This window comes from Sporichthya brevicatena, assembly GCF_039525035.1.
In the GTDB taxonomy this organism is placed as follows: Bacteria; Actinomycetota; Actinomycetes; order Sporichthyales; family Sporichthyaceae; genus Sporichthya; species Sporichthya brevicatena.
Genome location: NZ_BAAAHE010000007.1, coordinates 274,564 through 298,849, shown reverse-complemented (window position 1 = coordinate 298,849; position 24,286 = coordinate 274,564). Strand labels below are relative to the sequence as shown.

The 24,286-nt window shown below is 72.0% G+C and carries 26 protein-coding genes; 12 read left to right on the top strand and 14 right to left on the bottom strand.

The annotated features are described in order from the left end of the window. Position 1: 1 nt before the first annotated feature. Positions 2-1,405, bottom strand: coding sequence for a flagellar hook-associated protein FlgK (gene flgK / locus ABD401_RS04625; RefSeq protein WP_344602096.1), 1,404 nt, complete (start codon positions 1,403-1,405; stop codon positions 2-4). Further along, the gene (gene flgN, locus ABD401_RS04620; RefSeq protein ID WP_344602094.1) at positions 1,402-1,902 is read right to left on the bottom strand and encodes a flagellar export chaperone FlgN; all 501 of its coding nucleotides are present in this window, start codon (positions 1,900-1,902) and stop codon (positions 1,402-1,404) included. The genes flgK and flgN overlap by 4 nt, the downstream gene beginning before the upstream one ends. A 271-nt stretch (positions 1,903-2,173) precedes the next feature. Here flgN and ABD401_RS04615 point away from each other — a divergent pair, with 271 nt between their 5' ends. The 6 genes from ABD401_RS04615 (at position 2,174) to ABD401_RS04590 (ending at position 7,324) form a co-directional block, all read left to right on the top strand. Next, entirely contained in the window at positions 2,174-2,998 is an 825-nt protein-coding gene (locus ABD401_RS04615; protein ID WP_425566063.1) for a sigma-70 family RNA polymerase sigma factor, read from the top strand. A gap of 94 nt (positions 2,999-3,092) precedes the next feature. Continuing rightward, on the top strand, positions 3,093-4,319 hold the full coding sequence (locus tag ABD401_RS04610) for a flagellin N-terminal helical domain-containing protein (RefSeq protein WP_344602090.1): 1,227 nt from the start codon (positions 3,093-3,095) through the stop codon (positions 4,317-4,319). A gap of 116 nt (positions 4,320-4,435) precedes the next feature. Beyond that, the gene (fliD, locus tag ABD401_RS04605; RefSeq protein WP_344602088.1) at positions 4,436-5,752 is read left to right on the top strand and encodes a flagellar filament capping protein FliD; all 1,317 of its coding nucleotides are present in this window, start codon (positions 4,436-4,438) and stop codon (positions 5,750-5,752) included. A gap of 50 nt (positions 5,753-5,802) precedes the next feature. Beyond that, positions 5,803-6,255: a flagellar export chaperone FliS gene (gene fliS, locus ABD401_RS04600; RefSeq protein ID WP_344602086.1), complete on the top strand. Its 453-nt coding sequence runs from the start codon at positions 5,803-5,805 to the stop codon at positions 6,253-6,255. Positions 6,256-6,264: 9 nt separating this feature from the next. After that, positions 6,265-6,621 (top strand): hypothetical protein, encoded by a 357-nt coding sequence (locus tag ABD401_RS04595; protein WP_344602084.1) that lies wholly within the window; start codon positions 6,265-6,267, stop codon positions 6,619-6,621. 46 nt (positions 6,622-6,667) lie between these two features. Next, a complete protein-coding gene (locus tag ABD401_RS04590) occupies positions 6,668-7,324 on the top strand; it encodes a hypothetical protein (RefSeq protein WP_344602082.1) in 657 nt (218 codons plus the stop codon). A gap of 4 nt (positions 7,325-7,328) precedes the next feature. On the opposite strand, the gene ABD401_RS04585 is transcribed toward ABD401_RS04590, so the two are convergent. After that, positions 7,329-8,102: a DedA family protein gene (locus ABD401_RS04585; protein ID WP_344602080.1), complete on the bottom strand. Its 774-nt coding sequence runs from the start codon at positions 8,100-8,102 to the stop codon at positions 7,329-7,331. 78 nt (positions 8,103-8,180) lie between these two features. On the opposite strand from ABD401_RS04585, the gene ABD401_RS04580 reads away from it, so the two are divergent. Together ABD401_RS04580 and ABD401_RS04575 are read left to right on the top strand one after the other, a co-directional pair. Then, positions 8,181-8,429 (top strand): hypothetical protein, encoded by a 249-nt coding sequence (locus ABD401_RS04580; RefSeq protein WP_344602078.1) that lies wholly within the window; start codon positions 8,181-8,183, stop codon positions 8,427-8,429. Beyond that, positions 8,426-9,838 (top strand): aromatic ring-hydroxylating oxygenase subunit alpha, encoded by a 1,413-nt coding sequence (locus tag ABD401_RS04575; protein ID WP_344602076.1) that lies wholly within the window; start codon positions 8,426-8,428, stop codon positions 9,836-9,838. Before ABD401_RS04580 ends, ABD401_RS04575 begins: the two co-directional genes overlap by 4 nt. A 144-nt stretch (positions 9,839-9,982) precedes the next feature. On the opposite strand, the gene ABD401_RS04570 is transcribed toward ABD401_RS04575, so the two are convergent. Both ABD401_RS04570 and ABD401_RS04565 read right to left on the bottom strand, forming a co-directional pair. Continuing rightward, positions 9,983-10,786 carry an enoyl-CoA hydratase/isomerase family protein gene (locus ABD401_RS04570; RefSeq protein WP_344602074.1) on the bottom strand — a complete coding sequence of 268 codons (804 nt, stop codon included), beginning with the start codon at positions 10,784-10,786 and terminating at the stop codon, positions 9,983-9,985. A 21-nt stretch (positions 10,787-10,807) separates the two neighbouring features. After that, positions 10,808-11,719, bottom strand: a complete 912-nt coding sequence (locus ABD401_RS04565; RefSeq protein ID WP_344602072.1) for an SDR family oxidoreductase — start codon at positions 11,717-11,719, stop codon at positions 10,808-10,810. Between the two features lie 84 nt (positions 11,720-11,803). Here ABD401_RS04565 and ABD401_RS04560 point away from each other — a divergent pair, with 84 nt between their 5' ends. Both ABD401_RS04560 and ABD401_RS04555 read left to right on the top strand, forming a co-directional pair. Beyond that, positions 11,804-12,331 carry a MarR family winged helix-turn-helix transcriptional regulator gene (locus tag ABD401_RS04560; protein WP_344602070.1) on the top strand — a complete coding sequence of 176 codons (528 nt, stop codon included), beginning with the start codon at positions 11,804-11,806 and terminating at the stop codon, positions 12,329-12,331. A 56-nt stretch (positions 12,332-12,387) separates the two neighbouring features. After that, positions 12,388-12,822 carry a hypothetical protein gene (locus ABD401_RS04555; RefSeq protein WP_344602068.1) on the top strand — a complete coding sequence of 145 codons (435 nt, stop codon included), beginning with the start codon at positions 12,388-12,390 and terminating at the stop codon, positions 12,820-12,822. Positions 12,823-12,888: 66 nt separating this feature from the next. Here ABD401_RS04555 and ABD401_RS04550 read toward each other — a convergent pair whose 3' ends face one another. From ABD401_RS04550 to ABD401_RS04515, 8 genes are read right to left on the bottom strand one after another with little or no spacing between them, the layout of a single operon-like run. Next, positions 12,889-13,977 carry a phosphotransferase family protein gene (locus ABD401_RS04550; RefSeq protein WP_344602066.1) on the bottom strand — a complete coding sequence of 363 codons (1,089 nt, stop codon included), beginning with the start codon at positions 13,975-13,977 and terminating at the stop codon, positions 12,889-12,891. Continuing rightward, on the bottom strand, positions 13,974-15,092 hold the full coding sequence (locus tag ABD401_RS04545; protein WP_344602064.1) for an Rv3169 family protein: 1,119 nt from the start codon (positions 15,090-15,092) through the stop codon (positions 13,974-13,976). Before ABD401_RS04545 ends, ABD401_RS04550 begins: the two co-directional genes overlap by 4 nt. 8 nt (positions 15,093-15,100) lie before the next feature. Continuing rightward, positions 15,101-16,696 carry a class I adenylate-forming enzyme family protein gene (locus ABD401_RS04540; RefSeq protein ID WP_344602062.1) on the bottom strand — a complete coding sequence of 532 codons (1,596 nt, stop codon included), beginning with the start codon at positions 16,694-16,696 and terminating at the stop codon, positions 15,101-15,103. Then, positions 16,693-17,505: an enoyl-CoA hydratase/isomerase family protein gene (locus tag ABD401_RS04535; protein WP_344602060.1), complete on the bottom strand. Its 813-nt coding sequence runs from the start codon at positions 17,503-17,505 to the stop codon at positions 16,693-16,695. The genes ABD401_RS04540 and ABD401_RS04535 overlap by 4 nt, the downstream gene beginning before the upstream one ends. A 43-nt stretch (positions 17,506-17,548) precedes the next feature. Continuing rightward, complete coding sequence (locus tag ABD401_RS04530) at positions 17,549-18,505, bottom strand: acyl-CoA dehydrogenase family protein (RefSeq protein ID WP_344602058.1); 957 nt, start codon at positions 18,503-18,505, stop codon at positions 17,549-17,551. Next, positions 18,505-19,656 (bottom strand): acyl-CoA dehydrogenase family protein, encoded by a 1,152-nt coding sequence (locus tag ABD401_RS04525; protein WP_344602056.1) that lies wholly within the window; start codon positions 19,654-19,656, stop codon positions 18,505-18,507. Before ABD401_RS04525 ends, ABD401_RS04530 begins: the two co-directional genes overlap by 1 nt. Then, positions 19,657-20,853 carry a thiolase family protein gene (locus tag ABD401_RS04520; protein ID WP_344602054.1) on the bottom strand — a complete coding sequence of 399 codons (1,197 nt, stop codon included), beginning with the start codon at positions 20,851-20,853 and terminating at the stop codon, positions 19,657-19,659. 2 nt (positions 20,854-20,855) lie between these two features. Next, entirely contained in the window at positions 20,856-21,245 is a 390-nt protein-coding gene (locus ABD401_RS04515; protein WP_344602052.1) for a Zn-ribbon domain-containing OB-fold protein, read from the bottom strand. 94 nt (positions 21,246-21,339) lie between these two features. Here ABD401_RS04515 and ABD401_RS04510 point away from each other — a divergent pair, with 94 nt between their 5' ends. Both ABD401_RS04510 and ABD401_RS04505 read left to right on the top strand, forming a co-directional pair. Then, positions 21,340-22,215 (top strand): alpha/beta fold hydrolase, encoded by an 876-nt coding sequence (locus ABD401_RS04510; protein ID WP_344602050.1) that lies wholly within the window; start codon positions 21,340-21,342, stop codon positions 22,213-22,215. Beyond that, positions 22,212-22,949 carry a tyrosine-protein phosphatase gene (locus ABD401_RS04505; protein WP_344602048.1) on the top strand — a complete coding sequence of 246 codons (738 nt, stop codon included), beginning with the start codon at positions 22,212-22,214 and terminating at the stop codon, positions 22,947-22,949. The genes ABD401_RS04510 and ABD401_RS04505 overlap by 4 nt, the downstream gene beginning before the upstream one ends. A gap of 19 nt (positions 22,950-22,968) precedes the next feature. Here the strand turns inward: ABD401_RS04505 and ABD401_RS04500 are convergent, their stop codons facing one another. Then, complete coding sequence (locus tag ABD401_RS04500) at positions 22,969-24,285, bottom strand: wax ester/triacylglycerol synthase family O-acyltransferase (RefSeq protein ID WP_344602046.1); 1,317 nt, start codon at positions 24,283-24,285, stop codon at positions 22,969-22,971. Position 24,286 lies beyond the last annotated feature (1 nt).

Below are 24,286 nucleotides of genomic sequence, written 5' to 3'. Positions count from 1 at the left end.
GTTACCTCCCCACCAGGCCGGTGCGGTTGATCAGGACGTCGAGCGCCTCGTCGATCGCTGTGATGACGCGCGCGGCCGCCTCGTACGCGCGCTGGTAGCTGAGCAGTCCCACCATCTCCTCGTCGACGTTCACTCCGACCGCGGACTCCAGCGCGGCTGCTGCCTGTGTGGAGACCGACGCCTGAATCTGCTGCCGGCGGTTGGCCGCCTGCGCCGCCGCCCCGACGTCGACCACCAATCGGCGGTAGACGTTGTCAGGTGAGCTCGCGCCGCGACCGATCTCGGCGAGGACGGACGCGTTGCTGCCGTCGAGCGACGGGTCCGGGTTCGGCGCCTGGCCGGAGGCCGCGACCAGCCGCGGGTCCGTCACCAGGTTCGTGATGTCCTTCGCCGTCGCCGTCGCGGAGAACATCGCGACGCCGGCGTTGCCGTCGAGGTCGTAACCGGCGGTGTGCGCGGCGTTGACCGCGTCCCGCAGGGCGAACGCGACCGAGTCCAGGTCGTCGGCGTACTTCGGGATCGTGACGCCGAGCGCCTCGACCTGCCCGCCGAGGCTGCCGCCGAGCACGGCCGGGGTGCCGATCGACGTCCAGGTCACCGCCGGCGCGGGGCTCGAACCGGCGCGCAGGTCGGTCATCGACGTCGCGCCGGTGACCGCCAGCGTCTCCGCCCGCTCGCCGCGGACGAGGGCGATCCCGCCGAGGTAGACGTCGATCGTGCCGTCCTCCCCGGCCCGGGCGACCGCACCGGTGGCGGCGGCGAGGGCGTTGATCAGCTGGTCCCGCTGGTCGCGCAGCTCGTTGACCGGGATGCCGGCCTGCGTGCTGCGCAGGATCGCCTGGTTCAGCTCGGCGACGTTGGCTGCAGTCGTGTTGACCTGGTCGACGGCGACCGCGAGCTGCTCGCGCCCCGCCGTCCACTGGGTGTCGAGCTTGAGGTGTGCGGCGCGGAGTCCGTCGGCGACCGTCGTCGTGCGGGCGAGCAGCTGCGCACGCGCGGCGACGTCACCGGGCCGGTTCGCCACGTCGTGCCACGCGGCCCACAGGTCCGAGAGCTGCGACGCGATGCCGGTGTCCCCCGGCTCCCCGAGCACGGACTCGACGCCGGCCATCGTGGCCTGACGCGCTGTCAGCTGGGCGAGGGTCCCGGACTCGCTCCGGGCCCGCGCGGTGAGGAAGTCGTCCGAGAGGCGTGCGACGTCCGTGACGCGGACGCCGCCCCCGGCGCCGTCGTAGGTCGCCCACAGCGCCGGGACCTCGGGCGCCCCCACCGACTGCTGCACGACCCGTTGCCGGGTGTAGCCGTCGGTGTTGGCGTTCGCGATGTTCTGGCCGGTGACGTCCAGCCCGCGGCGTGCGGCCTGCAGGCCGGTGAGCGCGGTGGACAGGCCGGAGAAGCTGGTCACAGCGTCTCGTTGATCAGCCGGGCCCGGGGCACGGACGCGCTGGCCGTGCCGCTCGGGGAGTAGGTCGGGACGTCGTCGCCCTTGGAGTTCAGGGCCATCAGCATCCGGATGGTCTCCTCCGTCGCCTGCTTGCCGGCGGTGATCAGGTCGCGGTTGCTGTTGGCGAGCGCGGTGATCTCGGCGGTCAGCGCGTGGAAGGAGGTGCGGTGGTCTCGCAGGATGCCGGACCAGGGCTCCGCGCAGGCGTCCGCGAGGGCGGCCAGGCTCGGGTTCGGCGCCAGGCCGAGCGCCTCGGCGGCCTCGTCGACGGCGGTGGCCCGGGCGAGCTCGGTGCGGCGGATCTCCGCCAGCACGATCTCGACCTCCTTCGTCGCGCGCGCCAACCAGCGCGAGCGGCCCGACGTGAGGACCAGCTGCTCCTCCTCGAGCTTGAACAGCAAGAGCTCCAGAAGCTCGCGCTCGCGCCAGAGAATCGTGGAGACCTCCGCGAGACCCATCGCCCCTCACCCTTCACCGGTGTCGTGTCAGCGGACCTATCGGCGCGGGTCCACCCCACCTGAGGGGAACCGCCCCGGCGTGTCGCTCGGGACTTTGGTCCCGAGTTCCGGGCGCAAATCGGGCACTACGGAACGTGACCGGACACGGCCCGTGACCTGGGCCTTCAGTCCCGGGCCTTAAGGGGCCGAGAAGGCCCTCGTGACCAACTCTTTGCTTTCCCCCACCGCGACGCCGCTGCCCCCGTCGGCCCGCTCGATCGACGAAGAGGCCATGGTCCGCGAGAACCTTCCGCTGGTCGGCTACCTGGTCTCGGAAGTCCTCGCGAAGGTTCCCGCGCACGTGTCGCGCGCGGAGCTGACCTCGGCCGGTCTCGCCGCTCTGGCGTTCGCCGTCCGCGCCTACGACGCGGACCGCGGCGTGCCGTTCACCCGGTTCGCGAGCATCCGCATCCGCGGCGCTCTCATCGACGAGCTGCGCAACACCGACTGGGCCTCGCGCTCGGTCCGCGCCAAGGCTCGCCGGCAGGAGACGGTCGTCGCGCAGCTGACGACGGAGCTCGGCCGCACGCCGACCGACACCGAGATCGCCACCGCCCTGGGCGTCGAGGTGTCGGAGATCGCCGACGGCCGACACGACGTCCACCGCGCCGTGGTCCTCTCCCTCGACGGCTTCGCCGACCCGGAGGCCGTGGAGACCCTGGCGCCCTCGTCGGAGGCCGGCCCCGAGGACCAGCTGCTCGCGCACGAGCGCATCGGCTACCTCCACGACGCCGTGTTGACGCTGCCGGAGCGTCTCCGCACCGTGGTCACGCAGTACTACTTCGAGGAGCGCCCGATGGCGGAGACCGCCGCCCAGCTGGGCGTGACGGAGTCCCGCGTCTCGCAGATGCGCGCCGAGGCCCTCACCCTCCTGCGCGGCGGCCTCAACGCCGCCCTGGCCGAGGAGCGGCCGGCACCCGCCGCCGCCACCGGCCGCGCCGCGAAGCGGCACGAGGCGTACTACGCCGCCGTCGCCGCCCGCAGCGACTACCGCTCCCGCCTGTCCGCGCGTCCGGTCGACACCAGCCCGCGCACCGGCGAGCAGAAGACCGCCTGACTCCTCAGGTATCCGCTTCGGCGGCCGAAATCCTCGGTGTCGGGCCACGGACGGCCCCACCGATCACGAGAACCCATCAGGAAAGGACTCCATCATGGGACTCCGCATCAACCAGAACATCTCGGCGATGAACGCCTACCGCAACCTGTCGGTGACGTCGGGTCAGATGGAGAAGTCGCTCGAGCGTCTCTCCAGCGGTTTCCGCATCAACCGCGCAGCGGACGACGCGGCCGGCCTCAGCATCTCCGAGGGCCTGCGCTCGCAGATCGGTGGCCTCAAGGTCGCCGTTCGGAACAGCCAGGACGCCATCTCGGTCGTCCAGACCGCAGAAGGTGCGCTGACCGAGACCACCTCGATCCTGCAGCGCATGCGTGACCTCGCCGTCCAGGCCGCCAACGGCGGTAGCCAGGACGCCAAGGCCCAGGCCGCGGCCCAGACCGAGTTCGCCCAGCTCCAGGGCGAGCTGGACCGCATCGCCAAGACCACGTCGTTCGGTGGCCAGAAGCTGCTCGACGTGGGCGTCAACGGCTCCACCGGTTACTCCGGCAACTTCCAGGTCGGCGCCAACAACACCCTCAACGACCGCATCGACGTCGCCCTCACCGCGGCGGCGTTCGGCACGGCCGTGACGGGTTCGGCGGCGACGGCGGCCACGGTCACCGGCGGCGGCGCGGTTCCCGGCACCTACACCGGCGGCACGCTGTCCCTGTCGGTCGACGGCGGCGCGTCGTTCGACGTCACGGTGGCGAACGACGCCACCGCGGCGACGGTGGTCAGCGCCATCAACACCGCCTACCAGACCGCGACCGGTTCCACCGGGACCATCGCGTCGGAGGCGGCCGGCGTCGTCACGCTGACCTCGGAGACCACCGGCGCATCCTCCAGCATCAACGTGCTGGCGGCCTCGACGGACTCGCTCACCACCGCCCTGGGTCTCGCCGAGACCGCCACGGCCGGTGCCGAGGCCGTTCTCGGCACCGCGACCGGCTTCGACAGCGCCGGCCTCGGCGTCAACGCGGCCAGCCTGAGCAACACCGCGAACGCGCGGTCGGCGATCGACCTCGTCGACAACGCGATCAAGAACGTGTCGACCGCTCGTGCGCAGCTCGGTGCCTACCAGAACCGCTTCGAGCACACGATCAACAACCTCAACGTCGCGGTGGAGAACCTGTCCGCGTCGGAGAGCCGGATCCGCGACACCGACATGGCGGCGGAGATGGTCAGCTTCACCCGGAGCCAGATCCTGTCCCAGGCCGGCACCGCGATGCTGGCTCAGGCCAACTCGGCCCCGCAGGGCGTCCTGCAGCTGCTCCGCGGCTGATCCTTCGGCCGTCCCGCCAGACGCGCGACGCCCCGGGGAGGGGGCCACACCTCCCCGGGGCGAGCGCACCACTCCTGCACCACCCCCAGCTCCACCAGTAGCCGAAGGAGGTCCCGATGGCCGGTATGTCGGTCGACGGACTGATCAGCGGGCTGGACACCACCTCGTTGATCAACCAGCTCATCCAGGCCGAAGCGGCGCCGCAGACGTCGCTCAAGAACAAGGTCAGCGAGGCTCAGGCCGCCGTGTCGGCCTATCAGAGCATCAACACCCGCTACGCCGCGCTCGCGACGGCCGCCGAGGCGATCGCGAACCCCGACACCTGGACCACGCCGGTGACGTCGTCCTCGTCCGCGTCGGTGAAGGCGAGCAGCACCGCCACCGCGACCCTCGGCCGGCTCGACTTCGACGTCACCTCGGTGGCGCGGTCGCACTCGTTGGCGACGGGGACCTTCTCCGACATCAACGACATCGTGCAGACCTGGCCGGTCGTGCTGACCGGCGACAAGGGCGGGATGGCGTTCGCGATCACGGCGACGGACAACTCCGTCTCCGGCCTGATCAACGCGATCAACACCGCGACCGGCGTCAACGGCGCCTCGCTCGACCTGCAGGCCGTCGTCGTCCAGGTCGCCCCCGGTACGTACCGGCTGCAGATCACCGCCAAGGACACCGGCGAGGCGAGCCAGTTCACCCTCGACGGCCTCGGCGCCACCAGCGTCGTCCGCACCGGCACCGACGCCGAGATCGACCTCGGCGGCGGCCTGACGGTGAAGTCGGCCACCAACACGTTCACCGACGTCCTCCCGGGCACCACCTTCACGGTGAGCAAGGAGGAGACGGGGGTGTCGGTGTCCACCGCGGTCACGGCGGAGTCGATCGCCGACAAGGTCGCCGCGATGGTCAACGCCGCCAACGCCGCGCTGGCCGAGGCCGCGAAGCAGTCGACCTACGACACCGCGAGCAAGAAGGGCGCGCCACTGGTCGGCGAGGCCGCGATCCGCACGCTGCAGTCGCAGACGCTCGGCGCGGTCGACGTCGTCGCGGGCGCCGGGGCACCGGGCACCGCGGGCATCGGCCTGGACCGCAACGGCCGGCTGACCTTCGACCGCGCCCGCTTCGTCGAGCTGATGGCCGAGGACCCCGCCCGGGCCCAAGCCCTCGCCGCCGGCGTCGGGGCCTCGCTGGCCGCGGTCGCGAAGGGCGCGACGGACTCGACGTCCGGCTCGGTCACCCTCGCCATTCAGGGCCGCGACGCGGCCATCAAGGACCTCGGGACACGCATCGAGAACTGGGACACCCGGCTCTCCGCGCGCAAGGCCGCCCTGGTGCGGCAGTTCAGCGCGATGGAGACGGCGCTCTCGTCGCTGCGGAACCAGTCCTCCTGGCTGTCCGGCCAGCTCGCGTCCCTGCCGACGTGGGGCTCGCAGTGACGCCACCCCTCCTGACGGACTATTCGGCACCTTCGAACGGGGAGTCCCGGATGAGCAGCGGCCTGACCACGGCGAACGCCTTGGGCCTCAACGGCGGAGCGAGAATCGCCGCCCAGCGGGCGCGCTTCCTCGACGACGCGGTCGCCACCGCCTCGCCCACGCGGCTGGTCACGATGCTCTACGACCGCCTGCTGCTCGACCTGACCCGCGGCGCGGACGCGCAGTCGGTCGGGGACCGGGCCGCCGCGAACACCCACCTGCTGCACGCCCAGGAGATCGTCCTGGAGCTGGCCGGCAGCCTCCGTCCCGAGCTCTGGGAGGGCGGGCCCGCCCTGGCCGCGCTCTACACGTTCCTACACTCCGAGTTGGTCCGGGCGAACGTGTCCGGCGACCCGGAGCGCACCGCGGCCGTCCGGACCCTGGTCGAGCCCCTCGCGGAGGCGTGGCGCGCCGCCGCGCTGGAAGTTTCGGCCGCGGCGGCTTCGGTCGACCGCGTGGGGTAGGGGGTCGTCATGACCGATCGCACCCTGCGGCTCGCCGGCGCGGACACCGCGACCTGGGACGACGCCTGGGCCGACGCCCTGACCGCCCTCGAACTCGACGTCGCCCGGGCCGAGGAGCTCCTCGCCGCGGGTACCCCCGCCGAGCTCCCCGCGCCGCGGCCGGACTGGGTCGCGCCGGAGCTGTCCGGCCCGCTGCCCGAGCGACTGCGGGCCCGCGCCGAGGCCATCGCAGCCCGGCAGCTGCGGGTCGCCGAGGACCTGAGCCGGGCCATCGCCGCCGCCCGGACCGAACTCCGCCTGGCCGAACGACTGCAGTCGAACACGCTCGACCGCAGCACGCCCGCCTTCCTCGACGCGAGCTTCTGAGCCGTACCTCCCCCGTAGGTCGGCCGCGAGTGGGCACAGTAGGGCCATGAGAATCACGGCGGGAAGGGCACGACGGGTCTGCGCGGCGGGCGGTCTCGCCCTGCTGCTGGCGGTGACCGGCTGCGCGGGCGACGAGCAGCAGGAGGACATCCAGGGTCAGCTCAGCCTCGTCCCCGCCGCCGACGACGCCAAGACGCTCGGCGACGCGGCGGGCGGCGGCACGGCGCAGAACGAGCCCGCCGGCGACCACGAGGGCCTGATCAAGGGCGACGACCCGGCCAAGGGCGGCCCGAAGGTCCCCAAGGGCGAGTGCGCCCGCTCGATCGAGGCGTCCAACGCCCTGCTGACCAAGCACGTGATGACGCTGTTCCCGGCGAAGAACCTGCGCCGCATCGAGCGGATGAAGCCCGCCGACACGATGAACTGCGACCCCGCCGAGGGCCCGGACTGGGGCGGCATCGCCGCACTCTGGAAGGGCATGACCGGCGCCGAGGCCATCGAGATCCTGGCGAAGGCCGGCTGGACCCGCAAGGACCCGGCCTCCGGTCCCCCGGCGTGGGCCACGGACAAGCTGAAGCCCGGCAACGGGGACCTCAACCTCGAGCCCGACCCCAAGTTCGTGGTCACCTTCACCGCCACCAAGGCGGGCAAGAAGATGTGGATCGACCTCACCCAGGACGGGATGCGGACCGGGATCGAGTGACCCGCTACTCCACCGGGGTCTTGTCCGGGTCGACGTCCGGCTCGACGTCCGGCTCCGGCGCCGCGTCCTCCGGCGCCGCGTCCTCCGGCGCGCGGCGGGGCGGCGCCGCCCGCAGCTGCTGGCGGGTGTTCCAGATCTGCCGGATCACGATGACGACGATCAGCGCGAGCGTCAGGTAGAGCGTGTAGTCCGCGAACGCCTCGACGGCGTCGACGGCGGACTGCCCGACCCAGTAGCCGAGGCCGGCCAGCACGCTCGTCCACAGCAGCGCGCCGAGGACGTCCAGGATCAGGAACGTCGTGAACCGCATGCCGGCCCAGCCGGCGGCGGCGTAGATCAGCACGGTGGGCAGCGGCGAGTAGTAGGCGGTCAGGACGGCGATCGCGCCGAAGCGGACCGTCAGGCGCTTGACCTTGGCCAGGCGCATCTCGGTCTTGCGGGACTCACCGAGGATCATGTGCAGGCTGCGCTCGCCCCAGCGCTGACCGGCCCACCAGTACGCCCAGTCGAACATGACGGTCGCGGGGAGGCCGACGAACACGGCGGCCCAGAGGCTGACCTCGTCGACCCGGGCGAGCGCCCCGAGGTTGACGATCGCGGTCATCCCGCCGCGGATCGCCGCCAGGGCGACCGGGTGGTTCTGGATCATCCACGGGATCAGCGGCATCGTCGCGAGTCCGTAGATCCCGCTGAGCATGATCGCGGTGACGATGATCTTGTCGGCGGGCTGGGCCTTGCCCTCCCAGGGCAACTTCGGGCCCGGCGCGTGCGAGTTCATCGCGGTCAGGGTCTCACGCCGATCTTGCGCTCGGACGCGGAATCGGCACGGCGATTGGTCTAGAGCTAGACTATTTTCATGGCACACCGCCTCGAGCACCCCTTCAGCGGCGCGATCTACGCCGGGCTGGAGGACGGCCGCGTCGAGGTCACCAAGGGCGACCTCCGCGGGATCTTCGACTACCGCGGTTTCTGGCTCGAGGGCGACCTGCGTACCGCCGACCCGGAGATGTGCCGCTGGGTCGGCACCCACGGGTACACCCCCGCGTCCCGTCACCTGGTCGGGTTCACCCAGCACGACGGCGTGGAAGGCGAGCGATCCGGATGACCGCACCTACTGAGCGACCCGCCGACCGACCCACCGACCGACCCGGCCGGCGACCGGGCCTGTTCGACCAAGCTCGCCCCGACCGCTCCCCCGGCCCGAGCTACCAGGACCTGCTCGACGGGGACACCCACGACGTGCCGGCGTTCCTGCGCGCGGAGGGCGAGTCCGACTTCGGCGTCGCCGACATCCCCGCCCGTTACTACCTGGACCGCGACATCGCGGTGCTGGAGAAGGAGCGGATCTGGAAGACCGTCTGGCAGTTCGCCTGCCGCGAGACCGCGGTCGCGAACCCGGGCGACACGGTCGTCTACGACATCGCGGACCTCTCGATCCTGCTGGTGCGCGGCGAGGACGGCGTCCTGCGCGGGTTCTACAACGCGTGTCTGCACCGCGGCCGTCAGCTGCGGCACGAGGACGGCCCGGCCACCGAGCTCGCCTGCCAGTTCCACGGGTTCTGCTGGGACCTGCACGGCGGCCTCAAGCGCGTGCCGGCGCGGTGGGACTTCCCCCACGTGACCGACGACGGCTTCGCCCTCCCGCAGGTCCGCGTCGACACGTGGGGCGGGTTCGTCTTCGTCTGCCTGAGTGAGGATCAGGTTCCGCTGCGGGACTACCTCGGCCGCCTCACCGAGCTCGACCACTGGGACCTCGAGGGGCGCTACGTCGAGGCGCACGTCGAGAAGCTGCTGCCCTGCAACTGGAAGGTCGCACAGGAAGCCTTCATGGAGAGCTTCCACGTCGTCACCACCCACCCGCAGCTGCTGCGCGGCATCGGCGACGCGAACTCCCAGTACGACGCGTGGGGGTGGATCAGCCGCGCCATCACCCCGCGCGGCACTCCGTCCCCGCACCTGTCGTACGAGCCGACCGAGCAGCAGATCTTCGACGCGATGATGGGTCTCGGCCTCGACGACCCGCGCATCCTCGAACTGCCGGACGACGCCACCGCCCGCACCGTCATCGCCGCGGCGACGCGCAAGCGGATGCGCGAGTCCCTCGGCGAGAAGGCCGAGACGCTGTCGGACTCCGAGTGCGTGGACACGTTCTTCTACACGGCGTTTCCGAACTTCCACCCCTGGGGCAGCTACAACCGGACCTGCTACCGGTTCCGTCCCAACGGTTTCGACCCCGAGACCTGCTTCATGGAGGTCCTCGTCCTCTCCCCGTTCGCCGGCGAGCGCCCCCCGGACGCCCCGGTCCGCCGCCTCGGCCTCGAGGACTCGTTCCTCGACGCGATCGAGCTCGGCCCCCTCGCCCGCGTCTTCTTCCAGGACGAGTTCAACGTCGGCTTCGTTCAGAAGGGCCTCCACACCCTGGTGGAGCACAAGCCCGGCGTCTCCTTCGGCGCCTACCAGGAGACGAAGATCCGCCACTTCTACGCCCTCTACCGCGAGCTCATGGACCTCTGACGTCCCCCCTGTTTCAGTAGGGGTGACACCCCTTTTGGCGCCAGAAAGGGTGACACCCCTTACTGCGCAGTAGGGGTGTCACCCTTTCTTGTTACTGCGCAGTAAGGGGTGTCACCCTTTCTTTACAGCCAGGCGGGGCGGGGGTCAGTCGGCGGCGCGGAAGTCTGGCTTGCGCTTCTCGAAGAACGCCTTGACGCCTTCCTTCACCTCGGAGGCGCGGGCGGCCTGGGCCTGCGCGACCGCCTCCTTCTCCAGCGCGGCGGAGAAGCTGGTCTCGAGCGCGGTGTTGATCTGCGACTTGATCATCGACAGCGCGCGACGGGGGCCGGCCGCGAGGGTCGAGGCCCACTCCGCGACGACGCCGTCGAGTGAGTCCCCCGGAACCGACTTGTTGATCAGCCCGATCGCCGCGGCCTGACTGCCCGTCAGGCTTTGGGCGAAGAACGCGATCTCTTTCGCCTTCTGCGGCCCGACGAGCCGGGGCAGCGACCACGAGCCCCCGCCGTCGAGGCCGAGACCCCGGGCGGCGAAGAGCTCGCCGAACGTCGATTCGTCCGCGGCGAGGACGAGGTCGCAGCACAGCGCGAAGTTCGCCCCGAAGCCGATCGCCGGGCCCCGGACCTTCGCGATCGTCGGGATCGGGAGCTCGTGCAGGTTCCGGCACAGGATGCCGACGCGGCGCATGAACGTCAGCTCGTCGGGCGCCATCGGCTCCACGAGATCCATGCCGGAGCAGAACGCGTTCCCGGCCCCGGTCACGACGAGCACGCGGTTCCGGTGGTCGGACGCGACCTCATCGAGCGCCGTGATCGCGGCGTCCACCATCCCGCGGTGGATCCCGTTCTTCCGGGCCGGGCGGTTCAGGGTCAGCGTCGCGACCCCGTCGTCGTCCCGCTCGAGCAGGATCGTCGGCTCCTCGTCCCGCACGGCGTTCTTCGCGTCAGTCATGCCGGAATCCTCTCAAGGCCGTCAGCCCTTGTCGGGGTTCGCCGTCCAGCCGCTGCCCTGGGGGACGCCGGCCTCGGCGACGGCCTTGGCGAGACCGTCGACGGTCCAGCGGCCGTCGGTGTCGAGCTTCCACTCGCGATCCTTCTCCCACGGCTTGACGCGCTGGACGCGGGAGCCGCCGACGATGAACACCTCGCCGGTGATCTCGCACAGCGGGGAGGCGAGGTAGACCACGAACGGGCTGACGTTCGCCGGGTTGAACCGGTCGAACTTGCCCTCCTTCGGGGCGAGCGCGTCACCGAAGGCGGACTCGGTCATGCGGGTGCGGGCCTGCGGCGCGATCGCGTTGACGCGGACGCCGTAGCGCGCGAGCTCCTTCGACGCGACCTGCGTCAGCGACGCGACCGCGGCCTTGGCGGCGGCGTAGTTCGCCTGGCCCGGGTTGCCGAAGACGCCGGACTCGCTGGTGGTGTTGATGACCGACGCCGCGACCTCGACGCCCGCCTTCGACTGCTCGCGCCAGTAGTTGCCGGCGGCGCGGGTGCAGACGAACGTCCCGGTGAGGTTGACGCGGACCACGAGGTCCCAGTCGTCGTCGGTGAGGTTGATCAGGACGCGGTCGCGCAGGATGCCGGCGTTGTTGACGAGCACGTCGAGGCGGCCGAACGTGTCGACGGCCTGCCGGACGAGGCGCTCGGCACCCGCGGGGTCCGCGACGTCGTCGCCGTTGGCGACGGCCTCGCCCCCGGCCGCGCGGATCTCGGCCGCGACGTCCTCCGCCGGGCCGGCCGCGGCGCCGGTGCCGTCGTGCGCACCACCGAGGTCGTTGACGACGACCTTCGCGCCCTCCGCCGCGAGCAGCAACGCGTGCTCGCGACCGATGCCCCGGGCCGCTCCGGTGACGATCGCGACGCGTCCGTCCAGGTTCCCCATGGCTGCTCCTCCGTGCTCTCCGACAGATGGTCTAGTTGTAAACTATTATGGCATAGACATTTCAGTACGCGATAAGCTGCGCGCATGAGTGCGGAGCCCGCGACCGAGGGCGGAGGCCGGGCGAAACCCCACTCCGACCCCGTCGACTGGGCGCGCCACTACTGGCGCCAGCAGAACCTCGGCGCGGGCGAGGACGCGTTCATCGCGATGAGCTCGGTCCTGCGCTTCCACCGGCTGATGACCGTCGCCGTCGAGGACGAGCTCAAGAAGCACGGCCTCAACCTGACCGACTACATGCTCCTGATGACGCTGGAGCTGTCCGAGACCGGCACCCGGCCGGTCTCCCGCCTCGCCCGCGGCCTGCTCGTCCACGCCACGACGGCGACGCTCGCGACCGACCGCCTCGAGGCCCGCGGCCTGCTCTCTCGCGGCCCGCACCCGTCCGACCGCCGCGCGACCCTGGTCACGATCTCCGACGAGGGCCGGGCCCTGGTCCGCAAGGCCTCCGCCGCCCTCGGGGAATTCGAGTACGGCCTCGCCGGGACCTCCGTCGCCGACCGCGCCGAGCTCGTCGAGGTCCTCGCCCGCCTCCGCGCCGCCGCCGGCGACTGACGGGAAGCGCCTCGCTGCGTCTTCCCACCATCCGCACGGCCACTAGGGTCCCGATCATGTTCGGCTTCCCGTTGTCGCACGAGCGGCTGGCCCACGACATCTCGTCGCTGGAGCACGCCCTCGGAGCCGAGACGCCCCTGCGAAACCTCAGCATGACGAGGCGGGCCCATCGGTTCCTCAACCGCTACGGCCGCGGGGCGCGGGTGCAGCTGCCCGCCGAGTTCGTCCGTCCCGGCGCAGCGCCGCAGCGCGGCCGGCTGAGCCTGACACAGCGTCAGGCGACCCCGTCCTGGAGCGTCGGGCGGTTCCGCGACCGCTCCCCGGCGCCGGTGACCATTCACCCCGGGCCCCCCACGCCCGCTCCGGCCGGCGAGTCGGACAAACTCGTCTCCCTGGCCTGGCGCGCCCGAGTCGGCGAGACGGAGGGGCAGATCGTCGTTCCCGCCGAGTTCGGGATCGCCTTCGCGGCGCACCTGACCGTGCGCCCCTGAAACACCCCGTGACGTCCGAAGAAGTGGTCGCTATTGCAGCCACATCGTCGGACGCAAGGAAGCAGCTCAGGCGATGTCGGCGTTCAGGGTCTCGATGACCCGGTCGATCGGGGGCTTCGGGCCGTCGACGGCGCCGGACTCGACGTTCCGGACGGCGCGGAGCGCGATCACCGCGAGCTTGAAGACCGCGAAGACCTGCCAGAACTTGATCCGCTCGGGCTCGAGCTCGGGGCCGCCGCGCTCGACGTAGCGGGCGAGGAAGTCCTCGACGCCCCAGCCCTCGGGGAAGTGCTCGGTCCGGTAGAGCGAGCAGGTGTACCAGCCGACGTCCTCGGCAGGGTCACCGAGGTGGGCCATCTCCCAGTCGAGCAACGTCGTCGGACGGCCGTCGTCGACGAGGAAGTTCGCCGGCCGGAAGTCACCGTGGACGAGGCTGAGCTCCGGGGAGCCGGGCTGCATGTGAACCTGCAGCCAGTCGCGCGCCGGGGCGAGCAGCCGCTGCGGGTCGAGCTGCTCCTTGTCGACGGCGTAGTCCCACTTGTTGACCTCGCTCATCACCGAGTCGTCCGGGTACGGCAGGACGAGGTCGAGGCTGTGCTCCGCCGGGTTCAGCGCGTGGAGGTCGGCGAGGATGCCGGTCATCGCGCGGGCGAGGTCGACGCGGCCCTCGAGCCCGAGCTTGAACGGGTCCTTGTCGCGGAGCACGGCGCGGTCGGCCTCGCCGCGGCTCTGCTCGAAGATCAGCGTGCGGGTGTCGAACCACGTCGGCGTCAGGTCCGACCACTGCAGCGCGGGGACGGGGACGTCACCGCCGCGCAACGCGTTGAGAATGATCGCCTCGGTCTGCATGTCCGAGTCGACGACGCCGGACGCGGGCTCCTGACGCAGGATCATGTGCCGGCGGATGCGCTTGGTCCCGTTGAACCAGCTGACCGTGAACTTGTAGTGGTGCTTCGAGCTCCCGCCCGCGATCGGCACCGGCGGCGACTCGATCATCGGGCCGGCCTCGTCGTTGAGCTGGTCCTTGAGGAACTCCTTGAGCTGGGCCTTCAGCCCCGAGTCGTCCTCGTCGACCTCGAAGATCTCCTCGTCCGACGGGAGGTCGTCGGTGACGTCGTCCTCGAACAGGTTCTCGGAGAAGTGAGGCTCAGTCATGCGTCCCTCCGGGGAGGCAGGGCCTCGGTGTAGCGGTGGTATCCGGGCAGCACCATGTACTCGACGATGCCATAGCCCGTCTGACCGTTGTGCGTGACCTCGACCAGGTGGTCGCTTCCCGCTTTCGCGTAGCGGTAGAACTGGGCCGGGTCGGTCAGGTCCCAGACGTCGGACTCGGCGGTGTCGTCCCCGCGCCAGTGGCCCTGGAACCAGCCGTTCCAGCCCTCGTACCCGCCGCCGCGCAGGTGCGCGCGGCCCGGCCGGGTCCGCAGGCCGAACTCCAGCGCCCGGCCGTCGGACAGGCGGAGCACGACTGTGCCGCCGGACAATGTCGGGGCCGGGGCGCCCGCGACCCACTCCAGGTCGTGCTCGACGGCGACGATCGCCTCGGGCTCGGGGTCCCGGCCGACCAGCGGCGTCAGGCCCGCGGACAGGTGCACCGCACGCCCGCCCGGCGCCTCCTGCAGGTACAGGTGCAACCCGAACTCCGGCAGCTGCAGCGGCGCGAACAGCAGCATCCGCCACTCGGGGCGCTCCCCCGGCGGCATCCCCGGCGCGCGCGGCAGCGGGCGGGTGCCCCACGAGTGGTCCCGCTCGCCCCACCACGTGTCCTCGGTCAGCGTCGCGTCCAGGCCGGGCGCGGTCAGCCTCCCCGTCGCCCGGCCGTGCTGCACGTAGCGGATCGCGTCGTAGGTGACCCGCGCCCGGCTGATCTGGAAGAACCGGCCCTCCAGCAACGGTTCGGTCCGGGCCCGCCAGTCGATGTCGAACTCGACTCCGCTGGAGTTCGCCTCACACACCAGCCGCAGGTGCCGCAGCGGCTCGACGACCTCGACCCGCAGCGGGCCGACGCTCATCTCCGTCGAGCGCGGCAGCAGGGTGCGCGAGAGCCGCAGGTTGCGCTGGGTGCCGGCGTGCGAGAGCGCGACGAAGGCCTCCATGACGTCGGTGTTGGGGTACTTGCCCAGCCCGATCGTCATCACGGTGTCGCCCCCGGCGACGTCCTGGACACTGATCCAGTACCGCTCCCGCCAGCTCGGGTCGCTGGTCGCGACCATCGCGTGCGGCAGCGAGGTCTGGTGCGTGAAGAACTCGTCGGCCGGGGTCAGCTGCATGCCGTCACTCACTCCGGATCACGGACGAAGGTCGCCTTCAGGGTCTTCTTGTCGATCTTCTCGCCCGCCAGCGTCGGGAGCGGGTCGGTGGTGATCCGCCACGCGGTCGGGACCTCGAAGTAGGCGAGCCGCGCCCGCAGGTACTCGCGCAGCTCGGCCGACGTCGGGGCCTCACCCGCGTGCACGACGACGGCGGCGAGCTCCTCGCCGAGGTCGTCGTGCGGCAATCCGAACACCGCCGCCTCGCGGACCTGAGGATGCGTCAGCAACGTGCCCTCGACGTGGGCGCAGGCGATGTTCTCCCCGCCCCGGATCACGATGTCCTTCGAGCGCCCCAGCAGGTACACGTAGCCGTCGTCGTCGACGCGGCCGAGGTCACCGGTGCGCAGCCAGCCCTCGGCGTCGACGCCGTCGAGCGAGCCGTCGGCGCTCAGGTAGCCGAGCATCACCGTCGGGGCGCGGACGACGATCTCGCCGACGCCGTCGGCGTCCGGGGAGTCGATGCGGACCTCGACGCATGACAGCGGACGCCCGACCGTGCCCGGCCGCTCGGTCAGGTCCGACGCGCCGGCCGCGGTGAGGAACCCGCCGGACTCGGTCATCCCCCAGTTGTTGCCGAGCCCGCCGCGGCGCAGCTGCGGCAGCTTCTCGACCACACGCTCAAGCAGGGCCGCCGGCACCGGGGCGCCGCCCATCGGCAGGGCCCGCAGGGAGCTCAGGTCGCGGCGCGGGAAGTCGTCGTGCTCGATCAGCCGGGCCGCCATCGTCGGGACGCCGGCGAAGCTCTGGACCTTCTCGGCCTCGATCAGCTCGAGCACCTGGCCCGGGTCGAACCGGCCGTGGTTGAAGACCATCTTCGTGCCGATGAGCAGCGCCAGCAGGATGTTGCTGACCCCGCCGACGTGGAACAGCGGTGTGCACACCATCGTCACGGCCTGCGGGCGCGAGGCGTCCAGGTCCTGCGGCAGGCGCCGGGTGCGGAGCATCAGGTTGTGCTGGTTCGCGATCACGGCCCGACGCGAGAGCACCACGGCCTTCGGGACGCCCGAGCTGCCCGAGGTGAACAGGATCAGCGCGGCGGCGTCCTCGTCCCCGGCGCGGGCGCAGGGCCGGTCCGAGGCGGTGCCGAAGGCGGGGGTCAGCGTCGTCAGCTGATGGACCGTCAGCCCTTCGGAATCCCAGTCGGCCCGGTCGGTCAGCGCGAGCACCGGCCGGGTCACCTTGAGCGCGTGCTCGAGCTCGGCCTCGCTCCACCAGCGGTTGCCGAAGACCGGTACCGCCCCGAGCCACCACAGCGCCCAGAGCGCGAGCACGAACTCCGGCGAGTTGTAGGACAGGAGCAGGACGCGGTCGCCCGGGCCGACGCCCGCCGCGGCGAGCCGGTCGGCCGCCGCCGGGATCGCCGCGCGGAACTCCCCGTGGGTGAAGCGCCGGTCCCCCTGGACGAGGAACTCGCGGTCCGCCCACCGCTCCGCGCCGATCAGCAGCTGGTCGAACTCCGTCGGCCGCGGCGAGACCGCGAGGCCGTCGTGCCCGGCGATCGTCGCGGGCCCGATCTCCCGGCCCCAGATCGCCGCGAGCTGCTCGCTGACGTCGGTGCTCATCGGCCGGTCCAGCGGCCGGGACGGCCTTCCTTGAACGCGGTGACGGCCTCGACGACGTCCTCGGTCCGGTTGCTGATCGCCTCGTTCGCGAAGCCGACGTCGAGAAGCTCGTCGACGCGCTTCGCGAGCCCGGCGTTCAGCGTCGCCTTCGTCAGCTGAACCGCGACGGGCGGCAGCGCGGCGACCCGGCCGGCGAGCTCGACGGCGACCTCACGCACCTTGTCCGCGTCCTCGACGAGGTCGGAGACCAGGCCGAGGTCGAACGCCTCCTGCCCGGTCAGCGGCTCGCCCCAGAGCAGGTGGCGCTTGGCCTTGATCAGCGGCAGGTTCACCGACCAGCTGATCGCGCCGCCGTCGCCGGCGACGAGCGCCATGTGCACGTGCGGGTCGGACAGGCGCGCGCTCGGGGTGGTGACGATCGCGTCGGCGAGCAGGACCAGCGAGGTCGCGACGCCGAACGTGTGCCCGTGCAGCGCGACGACCAGCGGCTTGGTGAAGCCGGCGAACGTCCGGTACAGCGTCTTGCCGCGCTCGACGCCGGCGCTCAGGTGCTCCGGGTCGCGGTAGGAGGCGAGGATCTCCTCGGTGTCGCCGCCGGCGGAGAAGTGCTTGCCGGTCGAGGTCCACACGACCGCGCGGACGCCCGGGTCCTCGGCTAGGGAGGTCAGCGCCGGGCCGAGCTCGTCGAGCAGCACCTCGTCGAACCGGTTGAGCAGCTCGGGCCGGGTCAGCCGCAGCTCGGCCACACCCGCGGGCAGGCTGCCGGGCGATCCGTCCGAGGTCAGCACCTCGAGCGCGGTCGGACTCATGACCAGCCTTTCTACCGGGCGGACCTCTCGAACAGGGACAGGGCTACAGCGCCGCGAGGTCGGGCAGTCGCCCGGACTCACAGATCGACGTCCCGATCTCCGCCCGCAGCGCACTCGCGCCGCCGAGCAGGGACTCGAGCACGATCGCGCGCCGCAGGTAGCGGTGGAAGTCGTGCTCCCAGCTGAAGCCCATGCCGCCGAGCAACTGTTGAACGTGCTCGCGCGCGGTCGCGGTGTAGCGGACGGCCGCGGACTTGGCGAGCGTCGCGGCCAGCGGGTCGGTGTCCTCCCACGCCGCCGCGAACGCGAGCTCGGCGACCTCGCCCCAGACGCGGACGTCGGCGAGCTTGTGCCGGACGACCTGGAACGTCGCGAGCGCCTGCCCGAACTGGACGCGGGAGCTGGTGTGCTCGACGGCGAGGTCGAGCATCCGGGTGCCGAGGCCGAGCAGCTCGGCGGCCAGCGCGCGCCGGCCGGCCGCGAGCATGCGCTCCCAGGCGGCGTCACCGCCGACGTGCGCCACCGCGCCGGGATGGACGTCGCCGCGCACCCGCACCCACGGGCGGCCGAGGTCCAGGCCCTGCGCCGCCTTCTGCAGCAGGCCGTCGACGGGGACGGCGAGCACCGCGGTGCCGCCGAGCGCGCGGCACGACACGAGCACCGTGGCGCCGGCCTCGACCGGGCGGGTGAACACCCCGTCGACGCGGACGCCCTCGGAGTCGTAACGGCTGCTCAGTTCCTGACCCGGCAGCGGCAGCACGACCGCGGCGGCCGCGGATCCCTCGATCGCGGCGAGCACGACCTCGTCGAGCAGGGTCTCGTCGGTCAGCCGCTCACCCTGGAGGCGGAACAGCACCTCGACGGCGACGGCCGGGTCCTCGACGAGCAGGTCGGCCCAACCGAAGTCGCGCAGCGCGTCCCGCAGGTCCGCGGGGTGGGCCGTCGCCAGGTCCTCGAGCGCGCCGCGCAGGAGGTCGAGTTCCGTGCGGTCGATGGACATCAGCGCCTCCCCGGCAGCCGCAGGATCCGCCCCGCGATGATGTCGCGCTGGATCTCCGCGGCGCCGCCGTAGATCGACGAGGCTCGCGAGTACAGGTAGTCGTTGCGCCAGCCGGCGGACGTCGGGTCGTCGTCGAACAGGGTCGCGGACCCGAGGTGCTCCAGCGCCGCGGCGAACAGGAACTTCTCCGCCGTCGACATCAGCAGCTTGTCGAACGACGGGGTCGCCCCGATGTCCTCACCGCGCGAGAGCGCGTGGACGGTGCGCCGCGACAGCAGCCGCAGCGCGTGGATGAGCTCGAACGCCTCGCCCGCCACGGCCGGCGGCAGGTCGGGCGCCTGCTTGAGCAGGTCGTGCAGCCGCGCCCGCATCCAGGTCTGGCGCTGCCACGCGGCGGCGCCACGTTCCGAGGCGAGGATCGTCATCGCGACGGCCCAGCCACCCCCGATCTCGCCGAGGGTCCGCGAGCGCGGGATCCGGACGTCGTCGAGGTAGAGCGAACAGAACTCCGCGTCGCCGTTCATGGACACCAGCGGGCGCAGGTCGATGCCCGGGGTGTCCATGTCCATCATCAGCGCGGTGATGCCGCGGGAGCCGGAGTTGGGTTCGCCGGTCCGGGCGAGGAGCAGGCAGCGGTCGGCCACCTGCGCCCAGCTCGTCCAGACCTTCTCGCCGGAGATGACCCAGTCGTCGCCGTCCTCCACGGCCTTGCACCGCAGTGACGCGAGGTCAGATCCGGCGCCGGGCTCGGAGAACCCCTGGCACCAGTACTCCGAGCCGCTGAGCAGCCGGGGCAGCAGGTCGGCCGCCAGCTCCGGCGGCGCGTACCGCGCGATGGCCGGGCCGAGCACCTCCTGCGTCCCGAACGAGAACGGCGGCGGGTAGCCGGCCGAGCAGAGCTCCTCGACGACGACCGCCCGCAGGACCATCTCCCCGCCGAGGCCGCCCAGCTCCGCCGGCCAGCCCAGGCGGATCCAGCCCGAGTCGAACAGCAGCTTCTGCAGCTCGCGCTGGGCGGTGAACGTCGCCGCGACGTCCTGCCCCGGCGCGCACAGCTCCCGCAGGCGGTCGGAGTTCTCGTGCAGCCACACCCCGAACTGCTCGCGGACGTCCGCGATCGTCCCGGGGATGGTGTCGGCCGTGAGAGTCATTCAGGCGCGCTTCTCGAGGATGTGCACGCCGCACGCGGAGGCGAGGCCGATGACGTGGGCGAGCCCGACCTTCGCGCCCTCGATCTGCCGGGCGCCGGCCTCGCCGCGCAGGTGCGTGACGATCTCGTAGATGTTCGCGACCCCGGTCGCCCCGAGCGGGTGGCCCTTGGAGAGCAGACCGCCCGAGACGTTCACCGGGATCCGGCCGTCGCGGTAGGGCGCGCCGGAGTCGATGAACTCCCCCGCGCCGCCCGGCTCGCAGAGGCCGAGGTTGTCGTAGTGCAGCAGCTCGGCCGTCGCGAAGCAGTCGTGCAGCTCGACCAGGTCGAGGTCAGCCGGGCCCACGCCCGCCTTCTCGTAGGCCTGCGCGGCGGCGTTGCGGGTCAGGGTGTTGATGTCCGCCTGCACCTGGCCGCCGTCGACGTACGGGTCGGAGGTGAGCACCGACGCCGAGACCTTCACCGCGCGGCGGCGGACGTCCGGGTCGAGCGTCGCGAGCTTGGCGTCCGAGCAGAGGATCACCGCGGCGGCGCCGTCACCGGTCGGACAGCACATCGGCAGCGTGTTCGGCCAGGCGATGACCTCGGCGGCGAGAATCTCCTCGAGGCTGAACTCCTTCTGGTACTGCGCCAGCGGGTTCAGCGTCGAGTGCAGATGGTTCTTGTGCGCGACCTTCGCGAACTGAGTCTGCGTCACACCGTGCTGGAGGGCGTACTCGGTGCCGGCCTGCGCGAAGACGCCCGGCATCAGGTTCGTGCCGAACGTCCCCTCGGTCTTCACCACCGATCCGTAACGGCCCTTGGGCGTGTAGACCTTCTTCTCGTCGCGGCGCTTGCTGCCGCCGATCAGGCCCATCTTGCCCATCTGCTCGACGCCGACCGCGAGGCCGAGATCGGTCTCACCGGCGAGGATGGACATCATCGCCACGCGCACCGCGGTCGCGCCGGTCGCGCAGGCGTTCACGACGTTGTAGACCGGGATGCCGGTCTGGCCCATCTGGTTCTGCAGCCGCTGGCCGTGGTGCGAGTTGGTCTCGTACACGTTGCCCAGCGCCAGCAGGCCGATCTGGCCGAGGTCGAGGTCGGCGTCCTTGAGCGCGCCCGAGGTGGCCTCGACCGCAAGGTCCATGAGGTCCTTCTCACCGAAGCGCCCGAACCGCGTCATCGAGGTTCCGATGACCCACACGTTGTTGGACATGCTCAGCTCCCCACCGGCTCGAACGCGAACGCGACGGCCTCGGTGCCCTCGTCGTCGGTGCCCACCACGTAGGTGAACATCCGGACCTTGAAGTCGGGCGTGATCAGGTTCGGGTCGTCGACGCCCCGCAGGTTCGCCTTGACGTGGACGCCCTCGCCGAGGTCGACGACCACCGACGTGAACGGCTCCTTCGCCCCGCGCTCGACGCGCGTGAACGCGCGGACGACGCCCTCGCTCGCCACGGGCTGCCGCGTGAACGCGGTGCCGAAGCAGCGGGCGCAGCCGTTGCGGCGGTCGAAGTAGGCCGCGGAGCAGTCGTCGCACCGCCAGACCTGCAGGTGGGGCTCGTTGCCGAGGACCAGGTAGTCCACGGCGGGGATCTGAGCGGGCACGAGGCGGCTCCTCGGAAGATCTCGCAGCGACGATTTCGTCGTCTACTGAATGATAGATTACTAGAGTATTTTCCGGGCGAGGGCAAGGAGCCGGATGAACGTCGCTCGGGCCGCCAACGGCCGTGTCGAGCTGGCCTGGGAGCGGCTCGGACCCGGCACCGGGGAGCCGTTGCTGCTGGTCATGGGCTTCGCGGTGCACCGTCAGTTCTGGCCCGACGGGCTGTGCGAACAGCTCGTCGACGCCGGGTTCGACGTTGTCCGATTCGACAACCGCGACGCCGGGGAGTCGACCCATCTCTCCCACCTCGGGGCGCCGGCCTGGCCCGCGGTGATGACCGTGCCCCGCATGGTCGCGGTCTACGGCCTGGAGGACCTCGCGCACGACGCCGTCGCCGTGATGACCGCCGCGGGCTGGGACTCCGCGCACGTCGTGGGCGTCTCGATGGGCGGGATGATCGCCCAGAAGCTGGCGATCCGGCACCCGGAGAAGGTCCGGTCGCTGACGTCGATCTCCTCCACGCCCGCGCCCCGGATCGGCCGCCCGACGCTCGCGGCCCGGCGCCTGTTCCTGCTGCCGCCGCCGCGCACGCCCGAGCAGGCGGCCGACCGCATCGTGAAGCAGTTCCGCATCATCGGCTCCCCCGGCTTCCCGCTCGACGAGGCCTGGCTGCGCGAGTACGCCGCCTCCGCGTTCCGCCGCAGCCACGACCCGGCGGGGCAGGCACGCCAGCTCGCCGCCGTCATGGCCGGCGGCAGCCGGGTGCGTGCCCTGCGCGGGGTGAAGGCCCCGACGCTCGTGGTGCACGGCGCCGACGACCCCCTGATCCGCGCCGAGGGTGGCCTCGCGACCGCCCGCGCCGTGCCGAACGCCCGCCTCGTCGTGCACACGGGGATGGGGCACGACCTGCCCGAGGCTCTGTGGCCGACAATCACGGCAGACATCGCCACCCTCGCCCAAGGAGCATCGTGACGGGACGCGAGCTGACCTTCGAGCGCCTGTTCAACGTGCGCGACCTCGGCGGTCTGCGCACCGCGGACGGCCGGACCGTCCGCCCCGGCCTCGTCTACCGCTCCGACGACCCGCACCGCGCGACCGAGGCCGACGTCGAGGCCCTGCGCGCGCTCGGCATCACGACGGTGATCGACCTGCGCCTCGACGTCGAGGTCGACGCCCGCGGCTCGCACGTCTGGACCACGCTCGGCCTCGACCCGGTCCGCTGCTCGATCATGTCCAAGGAGCCGGTGCCGGAGAACCTCGCGCGCTACATCGAGCCGGAGTTCGTCCGCGACGAGTACCTCGCTATGATCGCCGACGACGACATCGCCCGCCGCCTCTGGCGCGCCCTCGCCGCCGCCGGCGACCAGCCGCGGCTGATCCACTGCGCGTCGGGCCGCGACCGCACCGCGGTGATCGCCGCGTTCCTGCTCGAGACCCTCGGGGTCTCCCGTGAGGACGTTCTCGACGACTACGAGGCCAGCGGCACCGGCATGGAACGGATGCTCGCCTACATCGACGAGCACGTCCCCGACGCCGTCCCGATGAGCGAGGGCAACCGCTACGCCTTCACCCGCACGCCGCGCGCCTGCATGGCCGCGTTCCTCGACGCCGTCGACGAGCGCTGGGGCTCCCCCGTCTCCTACCTGGAGAAGCTCGGCGTCGGCCCCGAGCTCGACCGCCTCCGCGCGGACCTGCTCACTGACTGACTAGCTGACTGACTGACCGTCAGCCCGAAACGGCGACGAGCGCGGCGAGCTCGGCCCGCATCAGCTCGGCCAGCCGCTCGACGTCGAGGTCGAGGGCCGCGTCGGCGAGGAGGCCGACGTGGAGGGCCCCGGCGTAGCCGAACATCGTGACGTTCAGCCGCTGGCCCTCGGCGACCTGGGAGAGCGGGTAGTACGCGGTGAACGGGACCCCCGCGCAGGAGAGGGTCTCCCGCGGTCCGGGGACGGTCGAGAGCATCAGGTTGAACGGCCGGAGCCGGGAGACCAGGCCGAGCCGCGCGGCGAGGCCCAGGCCCGGGCCGGCGAGGGCCGGGACCGCGAGGGCGGTCAGGTCGGTCAGCGTCGTCGGGGGCAGTGCGCCCTGAGCGGCGCGGGCGGCGCGGATCGACTCCGCGGCGGCCAGGGCGCGGCCGCGAGGGTCGGCGACGTCGGTCGGCAGCGGCGCGACCAGCAGCGTGAAGACGTTGCCGCCACTGCTCTCCGCCGCGCGCAGCGACATCGGCACCGCGGCCACCAGTGGCTCGACCGGGAGTGCGTCGGCCTCCCCCAGCCAGGTCCGCAGCGCCCCCGCGGTGACCGCGACCGCGACGTCGTTCACCGTCAGCCCGAGCGCCTCGCGGACCTTGCGGATCTCCGCGAGGTCGAGCGGGACCAGGGCGAGCTGCCGGTGCGGCGAGACCGGTCCGGAGAGCGGCGTGGCCGGAGCCCGGCGGAGCAGTTCGGCGCCCACGTCGGGCAGACGGCGCACGACGCCGGCGACGGTGCGGACCGTCCGCCCAGTGCGGCCGGGGATCGAGGCGACGCTGCGGACCAGCAGGTGCCGCGCGGACGGGCTCGAGAGCAGCGGCGGGGCGGGCGGCGGGGCGTCGGGCCCGAACAGCGCGAGCAGGAGGTCGTTGCCGCCGACGCCGTCAACCATCGCGTGATGGATCTTCAGATACAGCGCCTGCCGACCTTCGACGCCCGAGATCAGCGTCAGCTCCCACAGCGGCCGGGAGCGGTCGAGCCGTTGGGCGTGCCGGTCCGCGACGAGCGCCGCGAGCTCCGGCAGGCCCGCCCCGGCGGGCAGGGTCTCCTCCTGCACGTGGACGTCGAGATCGGGCACGGCCGCGACCCAGTACGGCAGGTCGAGGCCGAGCGGCACCGGCGCGAGCCGCCGGCACAGCGCCGCGGGCAGCCGGGCCTCGACCTGCGCGACGACGTCGGCGCGCGTCAGCGTCCGGCCCGCGCCGAGGAGCGCCACCGACCCCGAGTGCCCGCTCGAGTTGCCGGTGTCGAGCGCGAGGAACGTGGCGTCGTGTCCGCTGAGCTGCTGCATG